This is a genomic window from Streptomyces sp. NBC_00425 (assembly GCF_036030735.1).
Lineage (GTDB): Bacteria > Actinomycetota > Actinomycetes > Streptomycetales > Streptomycetaceae > Streptomyces.
Window position 1 is genome coordinate 8600733 of record NZ_CP107928.1, and the last position, 18879, is coordinate 8619611.

General features: G+C 69.3%; 15 protein-coding genes. 1 reads left to right on the top strand and 14 read right to left on the bottom strand.

Features of this window, described 5'->3' with window-relative positions; translation table 11 throughout:
• Positions 1-99 precede the first annotated feature (99 nt).
• The 12 genes from OHS82_RS37895 to iolC all read right to left on the bottom strand — a co-directional run bounded on the left by OHS82_RS37895 (position 100) and on the right by iolC (position 14219).
• A complete protein-coding gene (locus tag OHS82_RS37895) occupies positions 100-1017 on the bottom strand; it encodes an ATP-binding cassette domain-containing protein (protein ID WP_328435487.1) in 918 nt (305 codons plus the stop codon).
• 8 nt (positions 1018-1025) lie between these two features.
• Positions 1026-2102 carry an ABC transporter permease gene (locus OHS82_RS37900; protein WP_057583922.1) on the bottom strand — a complete coding sequence of 359 codons (1077 nt, stop codon included), beginning with the start codon at positions 2100-2102 and terminating at the stop codon, positions 1026-1028.
• Positions 2102-3103, bottom strand: coding sequence for a sugar ABC transporter substrate-binding protein (locus tag OHS82_RS37905; RefSeq protein ID WP_057581348.1), 1002 nt, complete (start codon positions 3101-3103; stop codon positions 2102-2104). Before OHS82_RS37905 ends, OHS82_RS37900 begins: the two co-directional genes overlap by 1 nt.
• A gap of 602 nt (positions 3104-3705) precedes the next feature.
• Positions 3706-4605 carry a sugar phosphate isomerase/epimerase family protein gene (locus tag OHS82_RS37910; RefSeq protein ID WP_328435488.1) on the bottom strand — a complete coding sequence of 300 codons (900 nt, stop codon included), beginning with the start codon at positions 4603-4605 and terminating at the stop codon, positions 3706-3708.
• Positions 4602-5621, bottom strand: coding sequence for a Gfo/Idh/MocA family oxidoreductase (locus OHS82_RS37915; protein WP_057581353.1), 1020 nt, complete (start codon positions 5619-5621; stop codon positions 4602-4604). The genes OHS82_RS37910 and OHS82_RS37915 overlap by 4 nt, the downstream gene beginning before the upstream one ends.
• A gap of 24 nt (positions 5622-5645) precedes the next feature.
• Positions 5646-7076, bottom strand: a complete 1431-nt coding sequence (locus tag OHS82_RS37920) for a sugar porter family MFS transporter (protein ID WP_057581355.1) — start codon at positions 7074-7076, stop codon at positions 5646-5648.
• A 9-nt stretch (positions 7077-7085) separates the two neighbouring features.
• Positions 7086-8036: a TIM barrel protein gene (locus OHS82_RS37925; protein ID WP_057581357.1), complete on the bottom strand. Its 951-nt coding sequence runs from the start codon at positions 8034-8036 to the stop codon at positions 7086-7088.
• A 28-nt stretch (positions 8037-8064) separates the two neighbouring features.
• Positions 8065-9561 carry a CoA-acylating methylmalonate-semialdehyde dehydrogenase gene (locus OHS82_RS37930; RefSeq protein WP_328435489.1) on the bottom strand — a complete coding sequence of 499 codons (1497 nt, stop codon included), beginning with the start codon at positions 9559-9561 and terminating at the stop codon, positions 8065-8067.
• A gap of 30 nt (positions 9562-9591) precedes the next feature.
• Positions 9592-11475, bottom strand: coding sequence for a 3D-(3,5/4)-trihydroxycyclohexane-1,2-dione acylhydrolase (decyclizing) (gene iolD / locus OHS82_RS37935; RefSeq protein WP_328435490.1), 1884 nt, complete (start codon positions 11473-11475; stop codon positions 9592-9594).
• The gene (gene iolB / locus OHS82_RS37940) at positions 11475-12353 is read right to left on the bottom strand and encodes a 5-deoxy-glucuronate isomerase (protein ID WP_328435491.1); all 879 of its coding nucleotides are present in this window, start codon (positions 12351-12353) and stop codon (positions 11475-11477) included. Before iolB ends, iolD begins: the two co-directional genes overlap by 1 nt.
• Positions 12350-13222 (bottom strand): Cgl0159 family (beta/alpha)8-fold protein, encoded by an 873-nt coding sequence (locus tag OHS82_RS37945; protein ID WP_057581364.1) that lies wholly within the window; start codon positions 13220-13222, stop codon positions 12350-12352. Before OHS82_RS37945 ends, iolB begins: the two co-directional genes overlap by 4 nt.
• 4 nt (positions 13223-13226) lie before the next feature.
• On the bottom strand, positions 13227-14219 hold the full coding sequence (iolC, locus tag OHS82_RS37950; protein WP_328435492.1) for a 5-dehydro-2-deoxygluconokinase: 993 nt from the start codon (positions 14217-14219) through the stop codon (positions 13227-13229).
• Between the two features lie 224 nt (positions 14220-14443).
• Here iolC and OHS82_RS37955 point away from each other — a divergent pair, with 224 nt between their 5' ends.
• Complete coding sequence (locus OHS82_RS37955) at positions 14444-15439, top strand: LacI family DNA-binding transcriptional regulator (RefSeq protein ID WP_057581367.1); 996 nt, start codon at positions 14444-14446, stop codon at positions 15437-15439.
• A gap of 151 nt (positions 15440-15590) precedes the next feature.
• On the opposite strand, the gene OHS82_RS37960 is transcribed toward OHS82_RS37955, so the two are convergent.
• Together OHS82_RS37960 and OHS82_RS37965 are read right to left on the bottom strand one after the other, a co-directional pair.
• Positions 15591-17171, bottom strand: coding sequence for a ricin-type beta-trefoil lectin domain protein (locus tag OHS82_RS37960; RefSeq protein ID WP_057581369.1), 1581 nt, complete (start codon positions 17169-17171; stop codon positions 15591-15593).
• 240 nt (positions 17172-17411) lie between these two features.
• Positions 17412-18779: a poly(ethylene terephthalate) hydrolase family protein gene (locus OHS82_RS37965; RefSeq protein ID WP_328435493.1), complete on the bottom strand. Its 1368-nt coding sequence runs from the start codon at positions 18777-18779 to the stop codon at positions 17412-17414.
• Positions 18780-18879: the final 100 nt, after the last annotated feature.

Below are 18879 nucleotides of genomic sequence, written 5' to 3' on the forward strand. Positions count from 1 at the left end.
GTGACCGCGGTGGCGGCCTCGATCGCCTTGTGGACGGTCGTCGGAGTTGTCCCGCCGGGTACCGGAATCACCTGCCGTCACGGATCTCACGCGTCGATCTCACGCGTCGTCTGTTGCGGTGGCCGCCACGGGTGCGGTGAGGTCGTTCGCCTCCGGGAGCTCGTCGACGTCGACGCCGCGCACCTGGGACAACTCGTGCTTGAGGGCCGCGAGTTCGGCGCCGCCGGCCATGTGGTTGGTGAGTTCTTCGAGGCTGACCTGGTCGCGGGAGGCGGTGAGTTCCATGGTGCCGAGACGCAGGACGCTGAAGTGGTCGCCGACCATGTAGGCGTGGTGCGGGTTGTGGGTGATGAAGATGACGCCGAGGCCGCGGTCGCGGGCGGCGGCGATGTACTTCAGGACCACGCCGGACTGCTTGACGCCGAGGGCGGCGGTGGGCTCGTCCAGGATCAGCACCCGGGCGCCGAAGTAGACGGCGCGGGCGATGGCGACGCACTGGCGCTGACCGCCGGAGAGCGTGCCGATGGGCTGCTCCATGTCGTCCAGGACGATGCCCATGTTGCGCAGTTCGCGGTCGGCGGTCTTCTTCATGGCGTCGATGTCGAGACGGCGCACGGGCCAGGGGCCCTTCGTCATCTCGGAGCCGAGGAAGAAGTTGCGCCAGACCGGCATCAGCGGGACGGTGGCGAGGTCCTGGTAGACGGTGGCGATACCGCGGTCGAGGGCCTCGCGGGGCGTGGTGAAGCGCACCGGCCGGCCGTCGACGAGGAACTCGCCCTCGGTGTGCTGGTGCAGCCCGGAGACGATCTTGATGAGGGTGGACTTGCCGGCGCCGTTGTCGCCGAGCACGCAGGTCACCCGCCCGGGGTGGACGGCGAGGCTCACACCGTGCAGGGCACGGATGTTGCCGTAGGACTTGCCCGCGCCGCGCAGTTCGACGATCGGGCCGTCCCCCGGCTCGGGGACGGTGTCCGCGATGACGGCCCCGTGGGCAGCGCTCTTGTCGGTGGATGTCATGGGGTGGGTCACCTCCGGGTCGCCGTGCGGCTGACCCACAGATTGATCAGGACGGCGCCGAGGAGCATCACGCCGAGGAATGCCTTGAACCAGTCGGGATTCCAGCCGGCGTAGACGATGCCCTGCTGCACCATGCCGAACATGAACGCGCCGAAGACCGGGCCGATCGCCGAGCCGGCGCCGCCGGTCAGCAGACAGCCGCCGATCACGGCCGCGGAGATGTAGATCAGCTCCTGGCCCACGCCCTCACCCGACTGCACGGTGTTGAACGTGAACAGCTGATGCATCCCCACGAACCAGGCGCCGAAGCCGACCAGCATGAACAGCGAGATCTTCGTGAACGTCACCGGCACGCCGACCGCCCGCGCCGACTCCTTGTTGCCGCCCACCGCGAAGATCCAGTTGCCGTACCGGGTGCGCAGCAGCACCCAGGTCGCCAGCGCCGCGAACACCAGCCAGTACACGATGGTGATCTTCACCTGGACGTCGCCGATGTGGAACGACGACGCGAAGACCTTCCTGGCCTGGCCGAAGCCGTCCATGTCGCTGATGTCGTCGGTCGCCACGTTGGTGGTGACCAGCTTGGTCACCGCCAGGTTCACGCCCTGCAGGATCAGGAAGGTGCCCAGCGTGATCAGGAAGCTCGGCAGGCCGGTCTTCACCACCATCCAGCCGTTGAGGAACCCGATGCCCAGCGACACCGTCAGCGCCACCACGACACCGACCCACACGTTCATGGTGAGCTGGTAGCTGAGCATGCTCGCGGTGAGCGCCGAGGTGATCACCGCGACGCCGGACGACAGGTCGAACTCGCCGCCGATCATCAGCAGCGCCACCGGCAGCGCCATGATCCCGATGGTCGACGACTGGTAGAGGACGTTCGCCATCGCGCTGCCCTCGCGCACCGGCGGGGCCGTGATCAGGAAGAACACGTACACGGCGACAGCGCCCAGGAACACCCCCACCTCGGGGCGGGCCAGCAGCCGCAGCGCCAGCGGACGCCTGGCGGTCCGGCCGTCGCTCTGCTGCGGGCCGGAGACCGGCGGTGTGGTCACCGCCGGCTCGGCATGCCGGGTCCCGCTCATCACCGGGTGCCCTTCGCGGCGAACGCGGCGACGGTGTCGGCGTTCTCCTTGGTGATGAAGGCCGGACCGGTGAGCACGGGCGCGGTGCCGCCGCCGCTGAAGTTGCCGTTGGTCTTGTAGAGCCACAGCGAGTCGACGGCGAGGTAACCCTGGAGGTAGGGCTGCTGGTCGACGGCGAACTCGATCGTGCCGTCCTGGACGGCCTTCACCAGCTCCTTGTTCAGGTCGAAGGTCGCGAGCTTGGCCTTGGCACCTGCGTCGGACAGTGACTGCACCGCCGTCAGCGCGATGGGGGCGCCGAGGGTGACCACCTGGTCGATGGAGGAGTCCTGCTTGAGCTTTGCGGTGATCGTCGACTTCACGGACGGCATGTCGGTGCCGTTGACGTAGAGGATGTCGGTCTTGCCGCTGAAGCCCTTCTTCAGGCCGGCGCAGCGGGCCTCCAGGGCGACCTGCCCCTGCTCCTGGATGACGCACAGGGCGTGCTTGGCGCCGAGCTGGTTGAGGCGTTCGCCGAAGGCCTGGCCGGCGATGCTCTCGTCCTGGCCGAAGTACTCGAGCATGCCGAGCTTCTTCCAGTCGCTCACGCCGGAGTTGAATCCGACGACCGGGATGCCGGCCGCCGTGGCCTTGGCGACGACGTCCTTCATGGCGTCGGGCTTTGCGGCGGTGAGCGCGATGCCGTCGACCTTCTGGTCGATCGCGTTCTGCACGAGGTTGGCCTGGTTGCCGGCGCTGGGGTCGCTGGAATAGACGAGCTTGATGTTGTCCTTGTCCGCGGCGGCCTGTGCGCCCTTGCGGATGAGGTCCCAGAAGGTGTCTCCGGGGGCGGCGTGGGTGACCATCGCCACGGTCATGCGGGGAGTACCCGCCTTGCCCGCGGATGCGGCGGCACCGCCGTCCTCCGACTTCTTCCCGCCGGAGCTGCTGGAGCATCCCGTGGCGAGAAGTGCTCCGGTGATGACGACGGCCAGGGTGGCGGCTCTGTGGTGTCTGTGCATGTCCCTCGCACCTCACTGTGCTGGTCAGGATGGTTTGTGCTGGATGGGGTGAAACGGCTTCAGGTGTGGATGAGCCGGTTGCCGCGGCCGGAGGGTGGGGGACGCGGGCTGACGGCGGGGAGGGCCCGCGACGCAACCTGAGCAGGTGGGTCCGCGACCAGGCCGAGGGGCGTGCCCTCGATCCTTGAGGCCGGCGAGCGGAAGCGCGGGTGCCCTCGTCCAGTGGCGGAGCATGGTGCCCGACGGTCTTTGTGCGGAGCACCTGACTTTGTCACTAGAGCGCTTTATTAGCGCGCTCTAGTGACTCGTACTATGGATTGAGCCATCGGTGATGTCAACAACCTTGTCAGGATGTATCGACATGGTTCGCCTTTTGTTGTGTGGAGCCGTACGGCGACGCTCGCAGCTCCTCCGCCATGCTGTCGGCGGGCATGGCCGTGACGACCGCAGACCTGTGCGAGGCGTACGCCCTCATGGAGCGCGTACGGTGTTCCCCCGCCCGGTCCTGCCGTCGCCGGTGCGCCTGCCCCGGACCGTCGTCGTGGCGGTGAGCCGACTCGACATCGGACGGTCCGTGGACGGGGCTCAGGTGCAGATCGCGTCTACCGCTGCGCAGGAGAGGCGCAGGGATGGCCTTGAACGACCAGTTCCTTGGTGATGCGCTCGAGCATGAACGCGGATGATTCCCGGGCCCGTTCCTCCCAGGCGAAGACACAGGCCGTGGCGACGCCGTCGAAGTCCAGCTCGCGCAGTGTGCCGAAGAACCCGTCCCAGTCGACCTCGCCCTGGCCGATGTCCAGGTGCTGGTGGATGCGGGCGGCGGTGCCGGGCGGGTTGAGGATGTAGCGCAGGCCTGAGGAGCCCTTGTGATTGAAGGAGTCGGCGATGTGCACGTGCTTCAGCTTGTCGCCGGCGTAGCGCATCATGGCCGCGACGTCGGCTGCCGGACCGACGCCGGAGAGGTGGAAGGAGTGCGGAGCGCAGTAGAGGTAGTTCACCCAGGGCTTGTTGATCGCGCGGACGAGGTCGACGGCGGGGGTGTTCTCCTCGCAGAAGTCGTCCGGGTGGGCCTCCAGGTTGAGGGCGATGCCCTCCCGTTCGAAGAGGGGGAGCAGTTCCTCCAGGGAGCGCCAGAACGCGGCCTCGCTCTCTGCGGCGCGCTCGGGGCGGCCGTTGAACTCCGAGTTCATCAGCGGGCATCCGAGGTCGGCGGTGATCTCGATCATCCGCTTCCAGTAGCGGACGGCGGCCTGCCGCTCGGTCTCGTCCGGTGAGGACCACTTGTACAGCGGCAGCACGGAGGACAGTTGGACGCCGTGCGTGCGCAGGGAGTGCTTCAGTTCGGCGATCCGATCGTCGTCGGCGCGCGGGTGCAGGAAGAACGGCATGAAATCGTCGCGCGGCGACAACTCGATGTATCCATAGCCGAGTTCGGCAACGGTACGCACCATGTCATCGATCGGCAGCGCGCGGAACATGTACGGGTCGAGGGCGATCTTCACGCGGTGCCTCCGTAGAGAGCGGGTCGGGGCTTGATGTCGACGGTGACGACCGTGCCGTCGGACTCCAGGGAGCGGACGGCTGCGTCGGTGATGACGGTGGCGGCGTAGCCGTCCCAGGCGGAGGGACCGGTGGGTGCAGCCCCGGCCGCCACGGAGGCGATCCATTCGCGGAACTCGGTGTCGAAGGCGTCGGCGAAACGGACCTTCCAGTCCTGCACAAGGGCGGTACCGTGCCGGCCGGAGGCGCGGACGCCGACGGCCGCCGGATCGGGCAGCCGCACCAGGCCTTCCTCGCCGACGGTCTCGCACTGGATGTCGTAGCCGTACTGGCAGTTGACGAAGACCTCGAGGTCGATGCGGACGCCGGTCGTCGTCTCGAAGTACATGATCTGCGGGTCCTTGAGGTGCGCGAACCGCTTGCCCGTGGCGCGCGGGGTGACCACCTGGGCGGAGACGATCTCGTCGTCGAGCAGCCAGCGCAGGACGTCGATCTCGTGCACGGCGGTGTCCTGGGCAGCCATCGGGGAGGTGTAGGCGTCCGGCACGGCCGGGTTGCGGTGCGCGCAGTGCACGATCAGCGGGGTGCCGATCACGCCGGTGTCGATGACCTCCTTCATCTGGCGGTAACCGGGGTCGAAGCGGCGCATGAAGCCGACCTGGACGAGACGGTTGCCGTGGGCGCGTTCGGCGTCGACTATGCGAAGGCAGTCCTCGGAAGTGGTGGCGAGGGGCTTCTCGCAGAACACCGGTTTCCCGGCGGCTATGGCAGCGAGCACGTGCTCGGCGTGGGTGGGGCCCCAGGACGTGACGAGGACGGCGTCCACGTCGGAGGAGGTGACCAGATCGGCGCCCGTGGGCAGCGCGGTCGCGCCGAAGCGGGCGGCGACCTCGGCGGCGCGGGCGGCGTCGATGTCGGTCACCGCTGTCACGGCGGCCCCCGTGACGACCTCGGTGAGTCGTCGCATGTGGTCCTGGCCGATCATTCCGGCGCCGATGACACCTACACGTACGGTCATGGTCGAGTCCTTACTGCGGGAAGGTCAGGAGAAGCGGGCACGGAGTTCGGCCTCAAGGGTTTCGAGCGTGCGGCCCCTGGTCTCGGGGACGTAGAACTTGACGAAGGTGAGGGAGAGGACGCCCGCCACCACGAACAGGAAGAAGGTGTTGGAAATCCCGATTGCGTCGACCAGCGACGGGAAGACCAGCCCGATCGCGAAGTTGGTCAGCCACAGCACCACTGCCGCGACGCCCATGCCGAAGCCACGCATCCGCATCGGGAAGATCTCCGACAGCATCAGCCAGGTCACCGGCGAGATCGCCCCTTGCTGGAAGGCGAGGAACGTCACTGTCATGGCGAGCACGGCATATGCGCGGCCGTCACCCGAGGGCAGCACCAGGGAGAAGACACCGATCATCAGCAGTGCGGCGGCCGTGCCGATCTGACCGGTCATCAGCATCGGGCGCCGGTTGATCCGCCCCAGCAGCCAGATGCCGACGAAGGTGGACAGCACAGAGATCACGCCGTTGGCGATGTTGGCGGTCAGGGCGCTGTCGGCGGTGAAACCGGCGTCGGTGAGGATCTGAGTGCCGTAGTACATGATCGTGTTGACGCCGGTGATCTGCTGCACGATCGCGATGCCGAAGCCGACGAACATCAGCCGGCGCAGCCACGGCGTGGACCTCATGTCCTGCCGGCCGCCGAGCCTGGCCTGGTCCTTGGCGAGGGCGAGCGCGGACACCTCGGCGAGTTCGGCCTCGGCGCGCTGCCGGGACCGCACCTGTTTCAGCACGTCCAGTGCCTCGCCGAAGCGGGTCTTCGAGGCCAGCCAGCGTGGGCTCTCCGGCATCACCAGCATGCCGAACCAGAGCACGACGGCCGGGACGGTGGCCAGGACGAGCATCCAGCGCCACACTCCGCCGGACTCGCCGCCGACCCGGGCGATGATCGCGTTGGAGGTGAAGGCCAACAACTGACCGCTGACGACCATGAGTTCGTTTCGGGTGACCAGCGCTCCGCGCCGTTCGGCAGGGGAGACCTCGGCGAGATAGACCGGCACGGTCACCGAAGCACCGCCCACCGCCAGGCCGAGTACGAACCGGGCTACGACCATGACGGCGGTGTCGGGGGCGAGCGTGCAGCCCAGCGCGCCGACGAAGAACACCACGGCGAGGACGAGGATCGTACGGCGCCGTCCGCGCGCGTCCGACAGCCGGCCACCGGTCACCGCGCCCAGGGCCGCGCCGAGCAGCAGCGAGCTGGTGACCATGCCCTCGGTGAAGGGAGTCAGGCCCAGATCGTCGGTCATGTACGGCAGGGCGCCGTTGATGACTCCGGTGTCATAGCCGAAGAGGAGCCCGCCGAAGGTGGCGATGACGGTGATGAGCCGCAACCGCCGCGAGACGGCCGACGGGGTGTCGTCGGCCGCCGACGTACCGCGGGTCGGTGCCGGGTCGCCGTTCCTGACGTCCATGGGCGCCCCCTAGCGGTCGAGGGTAGGGCGGCGGGTGCCCGTCAGCCCGCAGCCGATCAGGTGCTCACGGGTGCTGACCGCTATGGGCAGCGGCACCTCGGGAGCGCACGGGTACAGATCCTGTTCGACGATCACGAACAACTCGGCGCTGAGAAAGGCGAGTTCGGCCACCACGTCGGCCGGGTTCGGCACGCCGGCGGGAGGCGAGACGCACACACCGCGCTTGACGGCCTCACCGAATGAGAGGTCCTCGGCGGCGACCTGGGCGAGGATCTCGGGGTCCATCTGCTTGATGTGGACGTAGCCGACCCGCTCGCCGAAGCGACGGATCAGGTCGAGGTTGTCGCCGCCGCCGTACGCGACGTGACCGGTGTCCAGGCACAGGTTGGTGTACCGGCTGTCGGACTCGTTGAGCAGCCGCTCGATCTCCGGCTGGGTCTGGATGTGGCTGTCGGCGTGGGGATGGATGACGAGCCGTACGTCGTAGTCGTCCAGGAGCAGCTTGCCCAGTCGGTCGGCGTTGCGGCCGAAGCCGGCCCACTGCTCGGCGGTCAGCTTGGGAGACTCGGTGAACGCGCCGCTCTTCTCGTCGCGGTACATGGGCGGGATGAGGACCAGATGACGGGCGCCCGCGGCAGCCGTCAGTGCGGCCACCTGCCTGACGTGGGCGAGCATTTCGTCCCAGGCCTCCGGCCGGTGCAGCGCGCCGAACGCGGTGCCGCCGCTGACCTGGAGCCCACGGGAGGCCAGCTCGTCCCTCAGCCGCTGCGGATCGGTGGGGAGGTAGCCGTATGGGCCCAGTTCGAGCCACTGGTAACCCGCCTCGGCCAGCTCGTCGAGGAATCGGGTGTAGGGCACCTGGTGCTCGTCCTCGGGGAACCAGACGCCCCAGGAGTCGGGGGCGGAGCCCAGGCACAGGTTGCCTGCGGTGATGCGGAGGGAGGATGACGCCGTCGCCATGGTTTGTCCTTCGTGGGAGGGCGGGGGGTTAGCTGGAGGTGGGGAAGTCGAAGCCGACGCTGAGCTGCTGTGTGGGCTGAGGCCAGCGGGTGGTGACGACCTTGGGGCGGGTGTAGAAGCGGATGCCTTCGGGGCCGTGGACGGGTGAGTCGCCGATGAGGGAGTCCTTCCAGCCGCCGAAGGAGTAGTAGGACATCGGGACCGGCACAGGGACGTTGATGCCGATCATGCCGATCTTGACGTTGCGCTGGAAGCGGCGCGCGGCCTCGCCGGAGCCGGTGAACAGGGCGGTGCCGTTGCCGTAGGGGTTGGCGTTGATGAGTCCGATGGCCTGGTCGAGGGAATCGGCGCGGACGATGGCGAGCACGGGGCCGAAGAGCTCCTCCTTGTAGGCGTCCATACGGGTGGTGACGTGGTCGAGGAGGGAGGGCCCGGTGAAGAAGCCCTCCTCGTGGCCGTCGATCTTGAGTCCGCGGCCGTCGACGACGACGGTGGCGCCCTGGGCGTGGGCAGTGGCGACGGCGCCCTCGACGCGCTCCTGCGCGGCCCTGGTCACCAGCGGGCCCATCTCGGTGCCGGGGGCGTTGCCGGGGCCGACCTTGACTTCGCGGGTCTTGCGTTCCAGCACCTCGACAAGTGCGTCGGCGGCGTCTGCGACGGCGACGGCGACGGAGAGGGCCATGCAGCGCTCGCCCGCGGAACCGTAGGCGCCGGCGGCGATGTGGTTGGCGGCGAACTCGATGTCGGCGTCCGGCAGGACGACGGCGTGGTTCTTGGCGCCGCCGAGGGCCTGGACGCGCTTGCCGTGGGCGGTGGCCGTCTCATGGACGTACTTGGCGATCGGGGTCGAGCCGACGAAGGAGACGGCTTCGATGCCGGGGTGGGTGAGGATGGCGTCGACCGCTTCCTTGCCGCCGTGCACGACGTTGAAGACGCCGTCGGGCAGGCCGGCCTTCCGGTACAGCTCGGCGACGAAGTTGGCGGCCGACGGGTCACGTTCGCTGGGCTTGAGGATGAAGGTGTTGCCGGTCGCGATGGCGATCGGGTGCATCCACAGCGGCACCATCGCGGGGAAGTTGAAGGGGGTGATGCCCGCCACGACGCCGAGCGGCTGGCGGAAGTCGTGGACGTCGATGCCGCGGGAGACCTGGTCGGAGAAGGAGCCCTTGAGGACGTCGCCGAGCCCGCAGGCGAATTCGACGACCTCGCGGCCGCGGGTGATCTCGCCGCGGGCGTCGTCGACGGTCTTGCCGTGTTCGGCGGAGATGATCCGGCCGAGTTCCTCCTCGTGGTCGACGAGGAGCCGGCGGAAGGCGAACATGACCTGGGTGCGCTGCGTGAGGGAGGAATCCGACCAGGTCTCGAAGGCGGTCGATGCCGCGGTGACGGCGGTGTCCACGTCGGCCGCCGAGCCCAGGGCGACCCGTGCCTGCTCCTGGCCGGTCGCCGGGTTGAACACGGGCGCGCTCTGCGAGCTCGCGCCGGCGGTGAGTGAGCCGTTGATCCAGTGCTCGATGGTCTTCACGGTGCGGGTTTCCTTTGCGGGGACGGGGGCTTACAGGTAGTGCCGCTGGGCCTGTTTGTGGGCGGCGTAGGCGTCGTAGGCGGTGCGGGTGGACTCCAGGGCGGAGGTCTGGCTGACCGGAACGTCCCACCAGCCGTGGCCGGGCGGGTTGGGCCCGTAGAGATCGGTCTCGACGTGGACGACGGTGGTGCGGCTCGCGGCCCTGGCCTTCTCCATCGCCGAACGGAACTCCTCGACGCTGGTGGCGTGCAGGACGTCCGCGCCCAGGCTGGATGCGTTCGCAGCCAGATCCACCGGCAGCCTGTCGCCCTCCAGGAGGCCCGAATCGCCGTCCCGGTAGCGGTACTTGGTGCCGAAGCGCTGCGAGCCGAGCGACTCGGACAGGGCGCCGATGGAGGCGAAGCCGTGGTTCTGGACGAGGACGACGATGACCTTCAGGCCCTCGGAGACCATGGTGACGATCTCCTGGGCCATCATCAGGTAGGAGCCGTCGCCGACGAGGACGACGACCTCGCGGGAGGGGTCGGCCATCTTGGCGCCGACACCGGCGGCTATCTCGTAGCCCATGCAGGAATAGGCGTACTCGACGTGGTAGGCCTTCGGATCCCGGGCTCGCCACAGCTGTTGCAGGTCGCCGGGCATCGACCCGGCCGCGTTGATGACCACGGCCCGGTCGTCGAGCACATCGTTGAGCGCGCCGAGGATCTGGGTCTGGGCGGGCAGATCGCCGCTGCCGCGGGCGGGCGCGAAGCACTCTGCCTCGATCTCCCGTGTCCGGGCGATCAGTTCGCGGGTGCGAGTCCGGTAGGCGGGGTCGACCTCCCAGCCCGTGAGTTCTCCCGCGAGGGCCCGGATGCCGAGGCGGGCATCGGCGACCAGCGGGTGGGCGGAGTGTTTGACGGCGTCCAGGCGAGCCACGTTGAGGTTGACGAAGGCGACGTCCGGGTTGCCGAAAACGGTGTGGCTGGCGGTGGTGAAGTCGGAATAACGGGTGCCGACGCCGAGCACGACGTCGGCCTCACGCGCGAGCTCGGCGGCGGCGTAGGAGCCGGTGGAGCCGATGCCGCCGACGGCACAGGGATGGTCCCACGCCACCGCGCCCTTGCCGGCGTGGGTGTCCGCGACCGGGATGCCGGTGCCCTCGGCGAACGACCGCAACGCGGTCTCCGCACCTGAGTACACGACCCCGCCGCCCGCGACGATCAGCGGCTTCCTCGCACCGCGCAGCAGGCGCGCGGCCCGCACGACGGCGGCCGGCTCCGGCACCGGCCGGCCCACGTGCCACACCCGGCGCCGGAAGAAGGCGAGCGGCCAGTCGTGGGCTTCGGCCTGCACGTCCTGGGGCAGGGCCAGGGTGACAGCGCCGGTCTCGACGGGGTCGGTGAGCACCCGCATCGCGGCCAGCGCGGCGGGGATGAGCTGCTCGGGGCGGGAGATGCGGTCGAAGTACTTGGAGACGGCGCGGAAGGCATCGTTGACAGTGACGTCGCCGCCGCGGGCGTCTTCCAGCTGTTGCAGGACGGGGTCGGCGGCGCGGGTGGCGAACATGTCGCTGGGCAGCAACAACACCGGCAGCCGGTTGGTGGTGGCCAGGGCCGCGCCGGTGATCATGTTGGTGGAGCCGGGGCCGGTGGAGGCGGTGCAGGCGAAGGTGGCCAGGCGGTCACACATCTTGGCGTAGGCGACGGAGGCGTGGACCATGCCCTGCTCATTGCGGGCGAGATAGTAGGGCAGGGCGGCCTCGCCGGTGGTGGCGGCCTGCAGCAGGGCTTGTCCGATGCCGGCCACGTTGCCGTGGCCGAAGATGCCCCACACGCCGGGGATCAGACGCTGCTCCTGGCCGTCCCGCTCGCTGTACTGGGCGGCGAGGAAGCGCACGAGGGCCTGGGCGGTGGTGAGCCTGATCGTGTCCATCAGTCGTTCTCCTCGGCACCGAACGGCAGTCGGTCATCGATGTCCTGCGCGTCCCATGTGCCGCGCACCCAGGCGTGCGCGGGGTCGTCGCAGATCAGCCAGGCCCGGTCCTGGCCGGGGCCGGCCATGACGTTCAGGTAGTAGAGGTCGTAACCGGGGGCGGCGATCGACGGCCCGTGCCAGCCGTGCGGGATCAGCACGCTGTCGCCGGAGCGGACCTCGGCGAGGACGTCGATGGGCCGCCCGGGGACGCCGTACACGCGCTGGTATCCGAAGCCGCCCTCGCCCGAGACCTGGAAGTAGTAGATCTCCTCCAGCTCGGATTCCTGGCCGGGTCGGACCTCGTCGTGCTTGTGCGGCGGGTAGGAGGACCAGTTGCCGCCGGGTGTGAGGACCTCGCACACCAGAAGCTGCTCGGCGTCGAAGGTGCCGGGCAGGCAGTAGTTGTTGACCTGTCGTGAGCACGCTCCCGCGCCGCGCAGCTCCACCGGCACGTCCTCCTTGGGCCCGTACCGGGCCGGCAGGGGGCTCTGCTCGGTACGGGCGGAGGGCAGCGCGAACAGACCTCCCTGCGCGCTGCTGATCAGGGCCTGCGACTCGCGCGGCAGGTAGGCGAAGTCGGTGACCGAGGCGAAGACGCCTGTCCGGCCTTCGAGTGCGAAGGCCGTGCCGTCCGTGGTGACGATGCAGGAGCCCGTCAGCGGCAGGACCAGGAACTCGGAGCCGCCGGTGGACAGGGAGTGCGCCTCACCCGGTCCCAGGCTCAGGATCCTGAGACCGGAGTATCCCCAGCCGGCCGACTCCGGTGATATCAGGAGGTCGTACGGGCCGTCGGCCGAAGTTCCCTTCGGGAGGTGGTACTTGCTCGCGCCGTTCACAGCAGGCTCACCGCCTTGTCCACCGCACCCGCCACGTCGCCGTTCGACGGGTAGAGGAGGGAGCGGCCGACGACCAGGCCCTGTGCGGTCGGCTGCTTGAGCGCCTTGCCCCAGGAGGTGAAGGCCGCTTCGGGGTCGGCGACCTCGCCGCCCAGCAGGAGCGCCGGCAGGGTGGAGGCGCCGAGGACGCGTTCCATGTCGTCCACGACCGGCAGCTTCAGCCAGGTGTAGGTCGTGCGGCGGCCCAGGCCGGAGGCGATGGTGATCGACTTGATGACGGCGTCGGTGGAGAGGTCGTTGCGCACGCGGCCGTCCTGCCAGGCGGAGAGGAACGGCTCGACCATGGCGATGAGCCGCCGGTCGTTCAGCTCGTTGACCGTGCGGGCGGTGTTCTCCAGGATGGCGGGGGTGGCCGGGTCGTCGAGGGCGATGCGGGTGAGCATCTTGCCGCCGTCGAAGCCCATTGCGGCGATCGTCTCGGCGTCGTAGCCCGTGAACCGGTCGTCGATCTCGAACACCGAACCCGCGAGCCCGGCGCGGTTCATGGATCCGAAGACGCTCTTGCCGTCCAGGACGCCGAGCAGGAGCAGGTCTTCGAGGATGTCGGCGGTGGCCAGGACGCCGGTCACGCCGGGGCGTTCCAGGGCGACACAGAGGCGGTCCAGGAGCCGGGCGCGGTCGGCCATGGCGCTCGGGTCGCCGCCGACGCCGTTGGCGCCACGCGCGGGATGGTCGGCGGCGATGATCATCGCCTTGCCGTGCTCACCGGTGAGCGAGGGGGCCTTGACCCGGCGTGCGGCGGCGGTCGCGACGGCGCCGGGGTCGGTCACCCGGACAGCCACGATCCGGCTCACGTTGTCGGACAGCACGGCGTCACGCCTTTCGTTCGGTGGAGGTGGAGGTGGAGGTGGAGGCGGAGACGAGGCGGGCCTCACGCAGCTGGGTGTCGACCTCGGCTTCGGTCGGCATCGCGTCGGAGCAGGACAGCCGGCCTGCGACGATCGCGCCGGCGGCGTTGGCGAAGACGACCGTGCGGCGGGTGTTCCAGCCGGACAGCAGCCCGTGGCACAGCGCCCCGCCGAAGGCGTCCCCGGCGCCGAGGCCGTTGACCACGTCCACCGGGACGGGCGGGATCTCGGCGGCCGACCCGTCACGGCCCATCGCGAGCACGCCCTTGGGGCCCTGCTTGACGACCGCCAGTTCGACGCCGGCGGCCAGCAGAGCCTTCGCGGCCGCGTACGGTTCGCGCTCCCCGGTCGCCACCTCGCACTCGTCGAGGTTGCCGACCGCCACGGTCGTGTGGCGCAGGGCTTCCGCGTAGAAGGCGCGTGCCCTGGCCGGGTCGGACCAGAACATCGGCCGCCAGTCCAGGTCGAAGACCGTCGGGCCGGTCTTCGACCGGTGCGCGAGGGCGGCGAGGGTGGCCGAGCGGCTCGGCTCTTCGCTCAGTCCGGTCCCGGTCACCCAGAAGATCCGGGCGTCCCGCACCGCGCCCAGGTCCAGCTCACCCGGATCGATGTCCAGGTCGGGAGCCTTCGGCAGCCGATAGAAGTAGAGCGGGAAGTCGTCGGGCGGGAATATCTCGCAGAACGTCACCGGGGTCGGCGCGATGTCGGACGTGCCCACGAAGCGGCTGTCGACGCCGTACTCCTCCAGGGCCGCGCGGACGAAGTCGCCGAACGGGTCCCGCCCGGCCTTGGTGATCACGGCCGAGGAGTGCCCGTATCGGGCGGCCGCGACGGCGACATTGGTCGGACTGCCGCCCAGGTACTTGCCGAACGAAGTGACCTCCGCCAGCCCCACCCCGGTCTGGAGCGGATACACGTCCACCCCCACGCGGCCCATGGTCAGCACGTCGAACGGCATCACGCTTGGTTTCCCTTCGCTCCGGAGACTCCGAGGAGCTGTCTCGGAAGATCCTCTGCAGCGCTCTACTAGCGCGCTCTAGTGCAGTACGATGTCCCCGGTCCAAATGTCATGTCAATAGCTCGGTGCCGGGAGATTTCCAGAGCGCCGCCGGGCAGGCTCTATGGTGGGCGGCGTCGGAGGGTGGTTCACAGGTGGATGGATCGGGCAAGCAGCGGCCCACGATGGCGGACGTCGCCGCGAAGGCCGGCGTCTCGCGGGCGCTCGTCTCGATCGTGTTCCGCAATCAACCGGGCGCGAGCGAGGAAACCCGGGAAAGGGTGTTGCGGGTCGCCGATGAGATCGGCTATCGGCCCGACAGTGCCGCCAGGCTGCTGGCGCGCGGCCGCAGTCGCACGCTCGGCGTGATGTTCACCGTGCAGCAAACCTTCCACACCAACCTCATCGAGGCCATCTACCCTGAGGCCGAGCGACTCGGCTACGAGGTCCTGCTGTCCGGCGCCACCGCCGGTCGCAGCGAGGAGAAGGCCGTCGAGGCGCTGCTCAGCCACCGCTGCGAGGCGGTGATCCTGCTCGGATCCTTCGCGGAGCCCGCGTTCCTCGACCAGCTGGGCCGCCGCACGGTCGCCGTCTCCGTCAGCCGCCGAGTGCCGCAGGCGCACGTGGACTTCGTGCACTCCGCCGAGGGCAAGGGTGTACGGCAGGCGATGGATCATCTCGTCGAGCTGGGACATCGCCGGATCGCGCACATCGACGGCGGCCGCGGCCCCGGCTCGGCCGAGCGGCGGCGCGCCTACCGGGCGGCGATGCGGCGCCATGGACTGGAGTCCGAGGCCCGGGTCGTCCCGGGCGAGCACACCGAGGAGTCGGGCATCGAGACCGGCATCCTCCTCGTGGCGGAACGGGACCAGGGGCGACCGTTGCCGACAGCGGTCCTCGCGGGCAACGACCGCAGCGCCATGGGGCTGTTGATGTCCCTGACCCGAGCCGGTGTCGAGGTGCCGCGCGACCTGTCCGTCGTCGGATACGACGACAGCCACCTCTCCCATCTGATGCCCGTCGGCCTGACCACCGTGCGCCAGGACGCCGTGCTCATGGCCGAGCATGCGGTGCGGTTCGCCGTGGAGCGGCTGGAGGATCCCGAACGGGAGCCGCGGGAGGCGGTGCTGGACCCGAAGCTGGTGGTGCGGGGGACCAGCGGGCCACCGCCGGTGGGCTGAGCCCACAGTGGGACTTGCACCGCCGAGGCGATGCCGGCCTTCTCATGCCGTGGGCGCTCGGAAACCCTTCCGCCGTTGCGAGGATCAGAAGGTGCCGTCCGGGCCGGACCCGCGGGTTTCGGCCCGGACGGTGTCGGGCACAGGCAATCGGTCAGACGCGGGTCCACTTCTGGTTGGCTGCGCCTCCGCAGTCCCAGATCTGGACCTTTGTGCCGTTGGCGGTCGCGCCACCGCTGACGTCGAGGCACTTGCCGGAGCCGATGGCGGTGATCGTGCCGTCGGTGTTGAGGCGGAACTGCTGGTTGGACTGGCCGTTGCAGTCCCAGATGTTCACGGCGGTGCCGTTGGAGCCAGCGGCGCCGACGACGTCCAGGCACTTGGCGCTGCCGTAGACCCGCAGTTCGCCCGCGCTGGTGCTGGTGAACCGTTGGTTGGCGGCGCCGTTGCAGTCCCAGATCCCAGCAAGTGTTCCGTTGGCCTGGGAGCCGCCGGTGATGTCCAGGCAGCGGCCGGAGCCCTGGCCCTTGAGCGAGTAGGTGCTGCTGCCGGGCGGTGTGCCGCCGCCGGAGACCACGTACATCGCGGCGCCGTGGGCGGGGACGGAGGCGCTGACAGAGCCGCTGGTCGTGCTGGTGGTGTGCGCCCACAGATCGCGTACCGAGTAACTGGACGCCGAGCCGAGGCCGATCTGCGCAGCGGAGGTGGATACGGTGGCCGTGCCGCTGCCGCGGTTGAGGAGGACCACCGCGACCGAGCCGCCTGCCATCGGCTTGGTCCACACCTCGGTGTTGCCGTTGTCGACGAGACGGTTGCCTTGGCGGCCGCCCCAGTCCTGGTTGACCCCGATGACCTCGGTGTTGGTCAGGATCGACTTGGTGGCGGCGCTCATGGTGCGCAGGTCGTTGCCCGCGATCAGAGGCGCGTTCAGCAGCGCCCAGAGGCTGAAGTGGGCTCGGGACTCGGTGTCGGACAGACCGTTGCCCACCTCCAGCATGTCCGGGTCGTTCCAGGCGCCGGGGCGCGAGAAGCCGGCCCAGCCGGGCTGGGCGTCCAGGATTCCCATCACGGAGTTCCAGTTGGCCTGGATGTCGCCGGTGTTGCGCCAGGAGTTGCCGGTGGCGGGGCCCCAGGTGCCGACCTGGTCGTTGCCCCAGTTGCAGAGGGCGAAGAGGATGGGGCGGCCTGTCCTTGCGAGGGCGTCGCGCATGGCGGTGTAGCGTTCCTGGCCGCTGCGGCCCTGATGGTCGCCGCAGTTGTCGTACTTGAGATAGTCGATGCCCCAGGACGCCCACAGGTTGGCGTCCCGCTGCTCGTTGCCGAGGCTGGCGGGGTACCCGGCGCAGGTGGTCAGGCCGGCCGACGAGTAGATGCCGAGCTTCAGCCCCTTGCCGTGCACATAGTCGGCGACTGCCTTCATTCCGTTGGGGAACTTCACGGGGTCCGCGACCAGGTTGCCGCCGGCGTCACGATTCCGTGTCGACCAGCAGTCGTCGATGTTGACGTACTGGTAACCGGCCGCGGCCATGCCGCTGGACACCATGGCGTCGGCGGTCTGCCGGATCAGACGGTCACTTGTGTTGCAACCGAAGCTGTTCCAGTCGTTCCAGCCCAACTGCGGGGTACGGGCAAGGCCGTTGTCGAGCGCCAGGGCCTGGGGGGCGGACAGGAGAGCGAGAGGTACCGCGGCGGCGACCACTGCCGCGGACAGCACCGCGCGAATGAGTCTGAACATGGTTTCTCCTTGATCGGTCGTGCGTGTCCAAGGGCGTCTGGCATGAGCCCGATCCCGTGGTGTGCCGGTGTGCGACGACCGCACCCAGGGCAGCGCCGGCCAGCCTGAGTACGGCGATGCCGTAGCAGCCGTCCCCCTCCGGCCCGCCGGGTGTCCGGGCCGCAGTGACGGCATGTCCGAAGTGCCTTTTTCCACACAGCACTTCGGTGCCCTTCTGCCTCGGGTCGGAGTCAGTCCTCGTTATCGGAGGGTCCAGCGCTGGGTGGACGCGCTGTTGCAGTCGGCCAGGATGCTTTGGGCGCCGTTCCCGGTGCCGCCGCTGGCCGTGTCGAGGCACAGACCGGATCCCGCGCTGGTGATGGTGCCGTTGCCGTTGACGTTCCAGCGCTGGTTCTGCCCGCCGTGGCAGTCCCAGACGATGACCCGTGTGCCGGGAGAGGTTCCCGCCCCCTCGGCGTCCAGGCACTTGCCGCCGTACACCCGCAGTTCCCCGGCGTCGGTGCGCGCCCACTTCTGGTTGACGTTGCCCGAGCAGTCCCACAGCTGGACCTGGACGCCGTTGGTCTGCGACGCGTTCGGTACGTCCAGACAGCGGCCGGAGCCGGCTTGGACGATCTGTCCGCCGCTCGGCGGGGGAGTGGTCGTGCCGCCGGGCGGCACGTACGGGCACTTGGTCTGGGACCGGGAGATCCCACTGCTGTCCGCGAGCGACGGGCACAGGAACTGGGTGTAGCGGGCGTCGTTGTCGAGGAAGATCTTGAGCCAGGGGATCGTACGGCGCGTCACGCTGGAGTTGCCCCAGGTGGGGAAGCCATGACCGCCGCTGGTGAGCTCGATGTAGGCACTCTGGGTGGCGGTCGGCATGCTGCCGTAGAGCCCGTTGAGGTAGGAGGGCGTGACCGTGCCGTCGTCCCGTGCGCCCATGACCATCGTGGGCACGCGCAGGCTGGACAGGTTCTGCGAGGGGGAGAAGGGAGCGAGAGGCAGGGCTGCCTTCAGCGACGGCCGGCGTTCGGCCGCGCTGATGGCGCCGCCACCGCCCATGGAGTGGCCGAGTACGCCGAGCCGGTTGGGGTCGACGCGGTCGCGCACCGAGCTCTTCTGAGTGAGGTAGTCCAGCGCGGCGAGCAGCTGGGTGCCGCGGGCTGTGTCGTAGTCGTTGGGGCTGTTGGTGTCGATGCCGATGACGACGAACCCGAAGGACGCGAGCCACGGCCCCATCCACGCGCCTTCGGCGGACCACCGGGCGGTGTAGCCGGGCACGGCGGCGACCGCACCCCACGTGCCCTGAGAGGTGTCCGTCGGGTAGTAGATCTTCCCGCCGTTGAAGCCGTTGCCGGGCGGGACGGTCAGTTCCGCGGTCGCGAACGTGCCCCGCTGGGCGGCGACGCTGCTCACTGTGGGAGCCGGGCCGCGCTCGTACGGGTTGGCCGCGGCCGAGGGCGACTGCGCCGATGCGGGCTGGATCGCCACCAGCGCGGTGATCAGGCCGGTCACGGCCGCCACCACGGCCGCCTTCAACGTGAGCGTCCTGCTCCTCCTGCCGGATCTCGTCGGGCGGGTGGGGGCGTCGACGGACGCCGGGACGTCGGTGATTCTCAAGTGCATCGTCTTGTTCCTCCATGCCTTTGTGGTGTCTACGGGAGTCGCGCCGAACGGGCGACGGCTACATATGACGTGCGCATGACAGATTGACGCGCATGACAGG

Excerpts from the sequence above, each read along its gene's own strand:
- OHS82_RS37905 (WP_057581348.1), bottom strand. The coding sequence starts at position 3,103 with ATGCACAGACACCACAGAGCCGCCACCCTGGCCGTCGTCATCACCGGA.
- OHS82_RS37895 (WP_328435487.1), bottom strand. The coding sequence starts at position 1,017 with ATGACATCCACCGACAAGAGCGCTGCCCACGGGGCCGTCATCGCGGAC.
- OHS82_RS37965 (WP_328435493.1), bottom strand. The coding sequence starts at position 18,779 with ATGCACTTGAGAATCACCGACGTCCCGGCGTCCGTCGACGCCCCCACC.
- OHS82_RS37925 (WP_057581357.1), bottom strand. The coding sequence starts at position 8,036 with ATGGCGACGGCGTCATCCTCCCTCCGCATCACCGCAGGCAACCTGTGC.
- iolC (WP_328435492.1), bottom strand. The coding sequence starts at position 14,219 with ATGCCGTTCGACGTGCTGACCATGGGCCGCGTGGGGGTGGACGTGTAT.
- OHS82_RS37900 (WP_057583922.1), bottom strand. The coding sequence starts at position 2,102 with ATGAGCGGGACCCGGCATGCCGAGCCGGCGGTGACCACACCGCCGGTC.
- OHS82_RS37915 (WP_057581353.1), bottom strand. The coding sequence starts at position 5,621 with ATGACCGTACGTGTAGGTGTCATCGGCGCCGGAATGATCGGCCAGGAC.
- OHS82_RS37960 (WP_057581369.1), bottom strand. The coding sequence starts at position 17,171 with ATGTTCAGACTCATTCGCGCGGTGCTGTCCGCGGCAGTGGTCGCCGCC.
- iolD (WP_328435490.1), bottom strand. The coding sequence starts at position 11,475 with ATGGACACGATCAGGCTCACCACCGCCCAGGCCCTCGTGCGCTTCCTC.
- OHS82_RS37955 (WP_057581367.1), top strand. The coding sequence starts at position 14,444 with ATGGCGGACGTCGCCGCGAAGGCCGGCGTCTCGCGGGCGCTCGTCTCG.
- OHS82_RS37920 (WP_057581355.1), bottom strand. The coding sequence starts at position 7,076 with ATGGACGTCAGGAACGGCGACCCGGCACCGACCCGCGGTACGTCGGCG.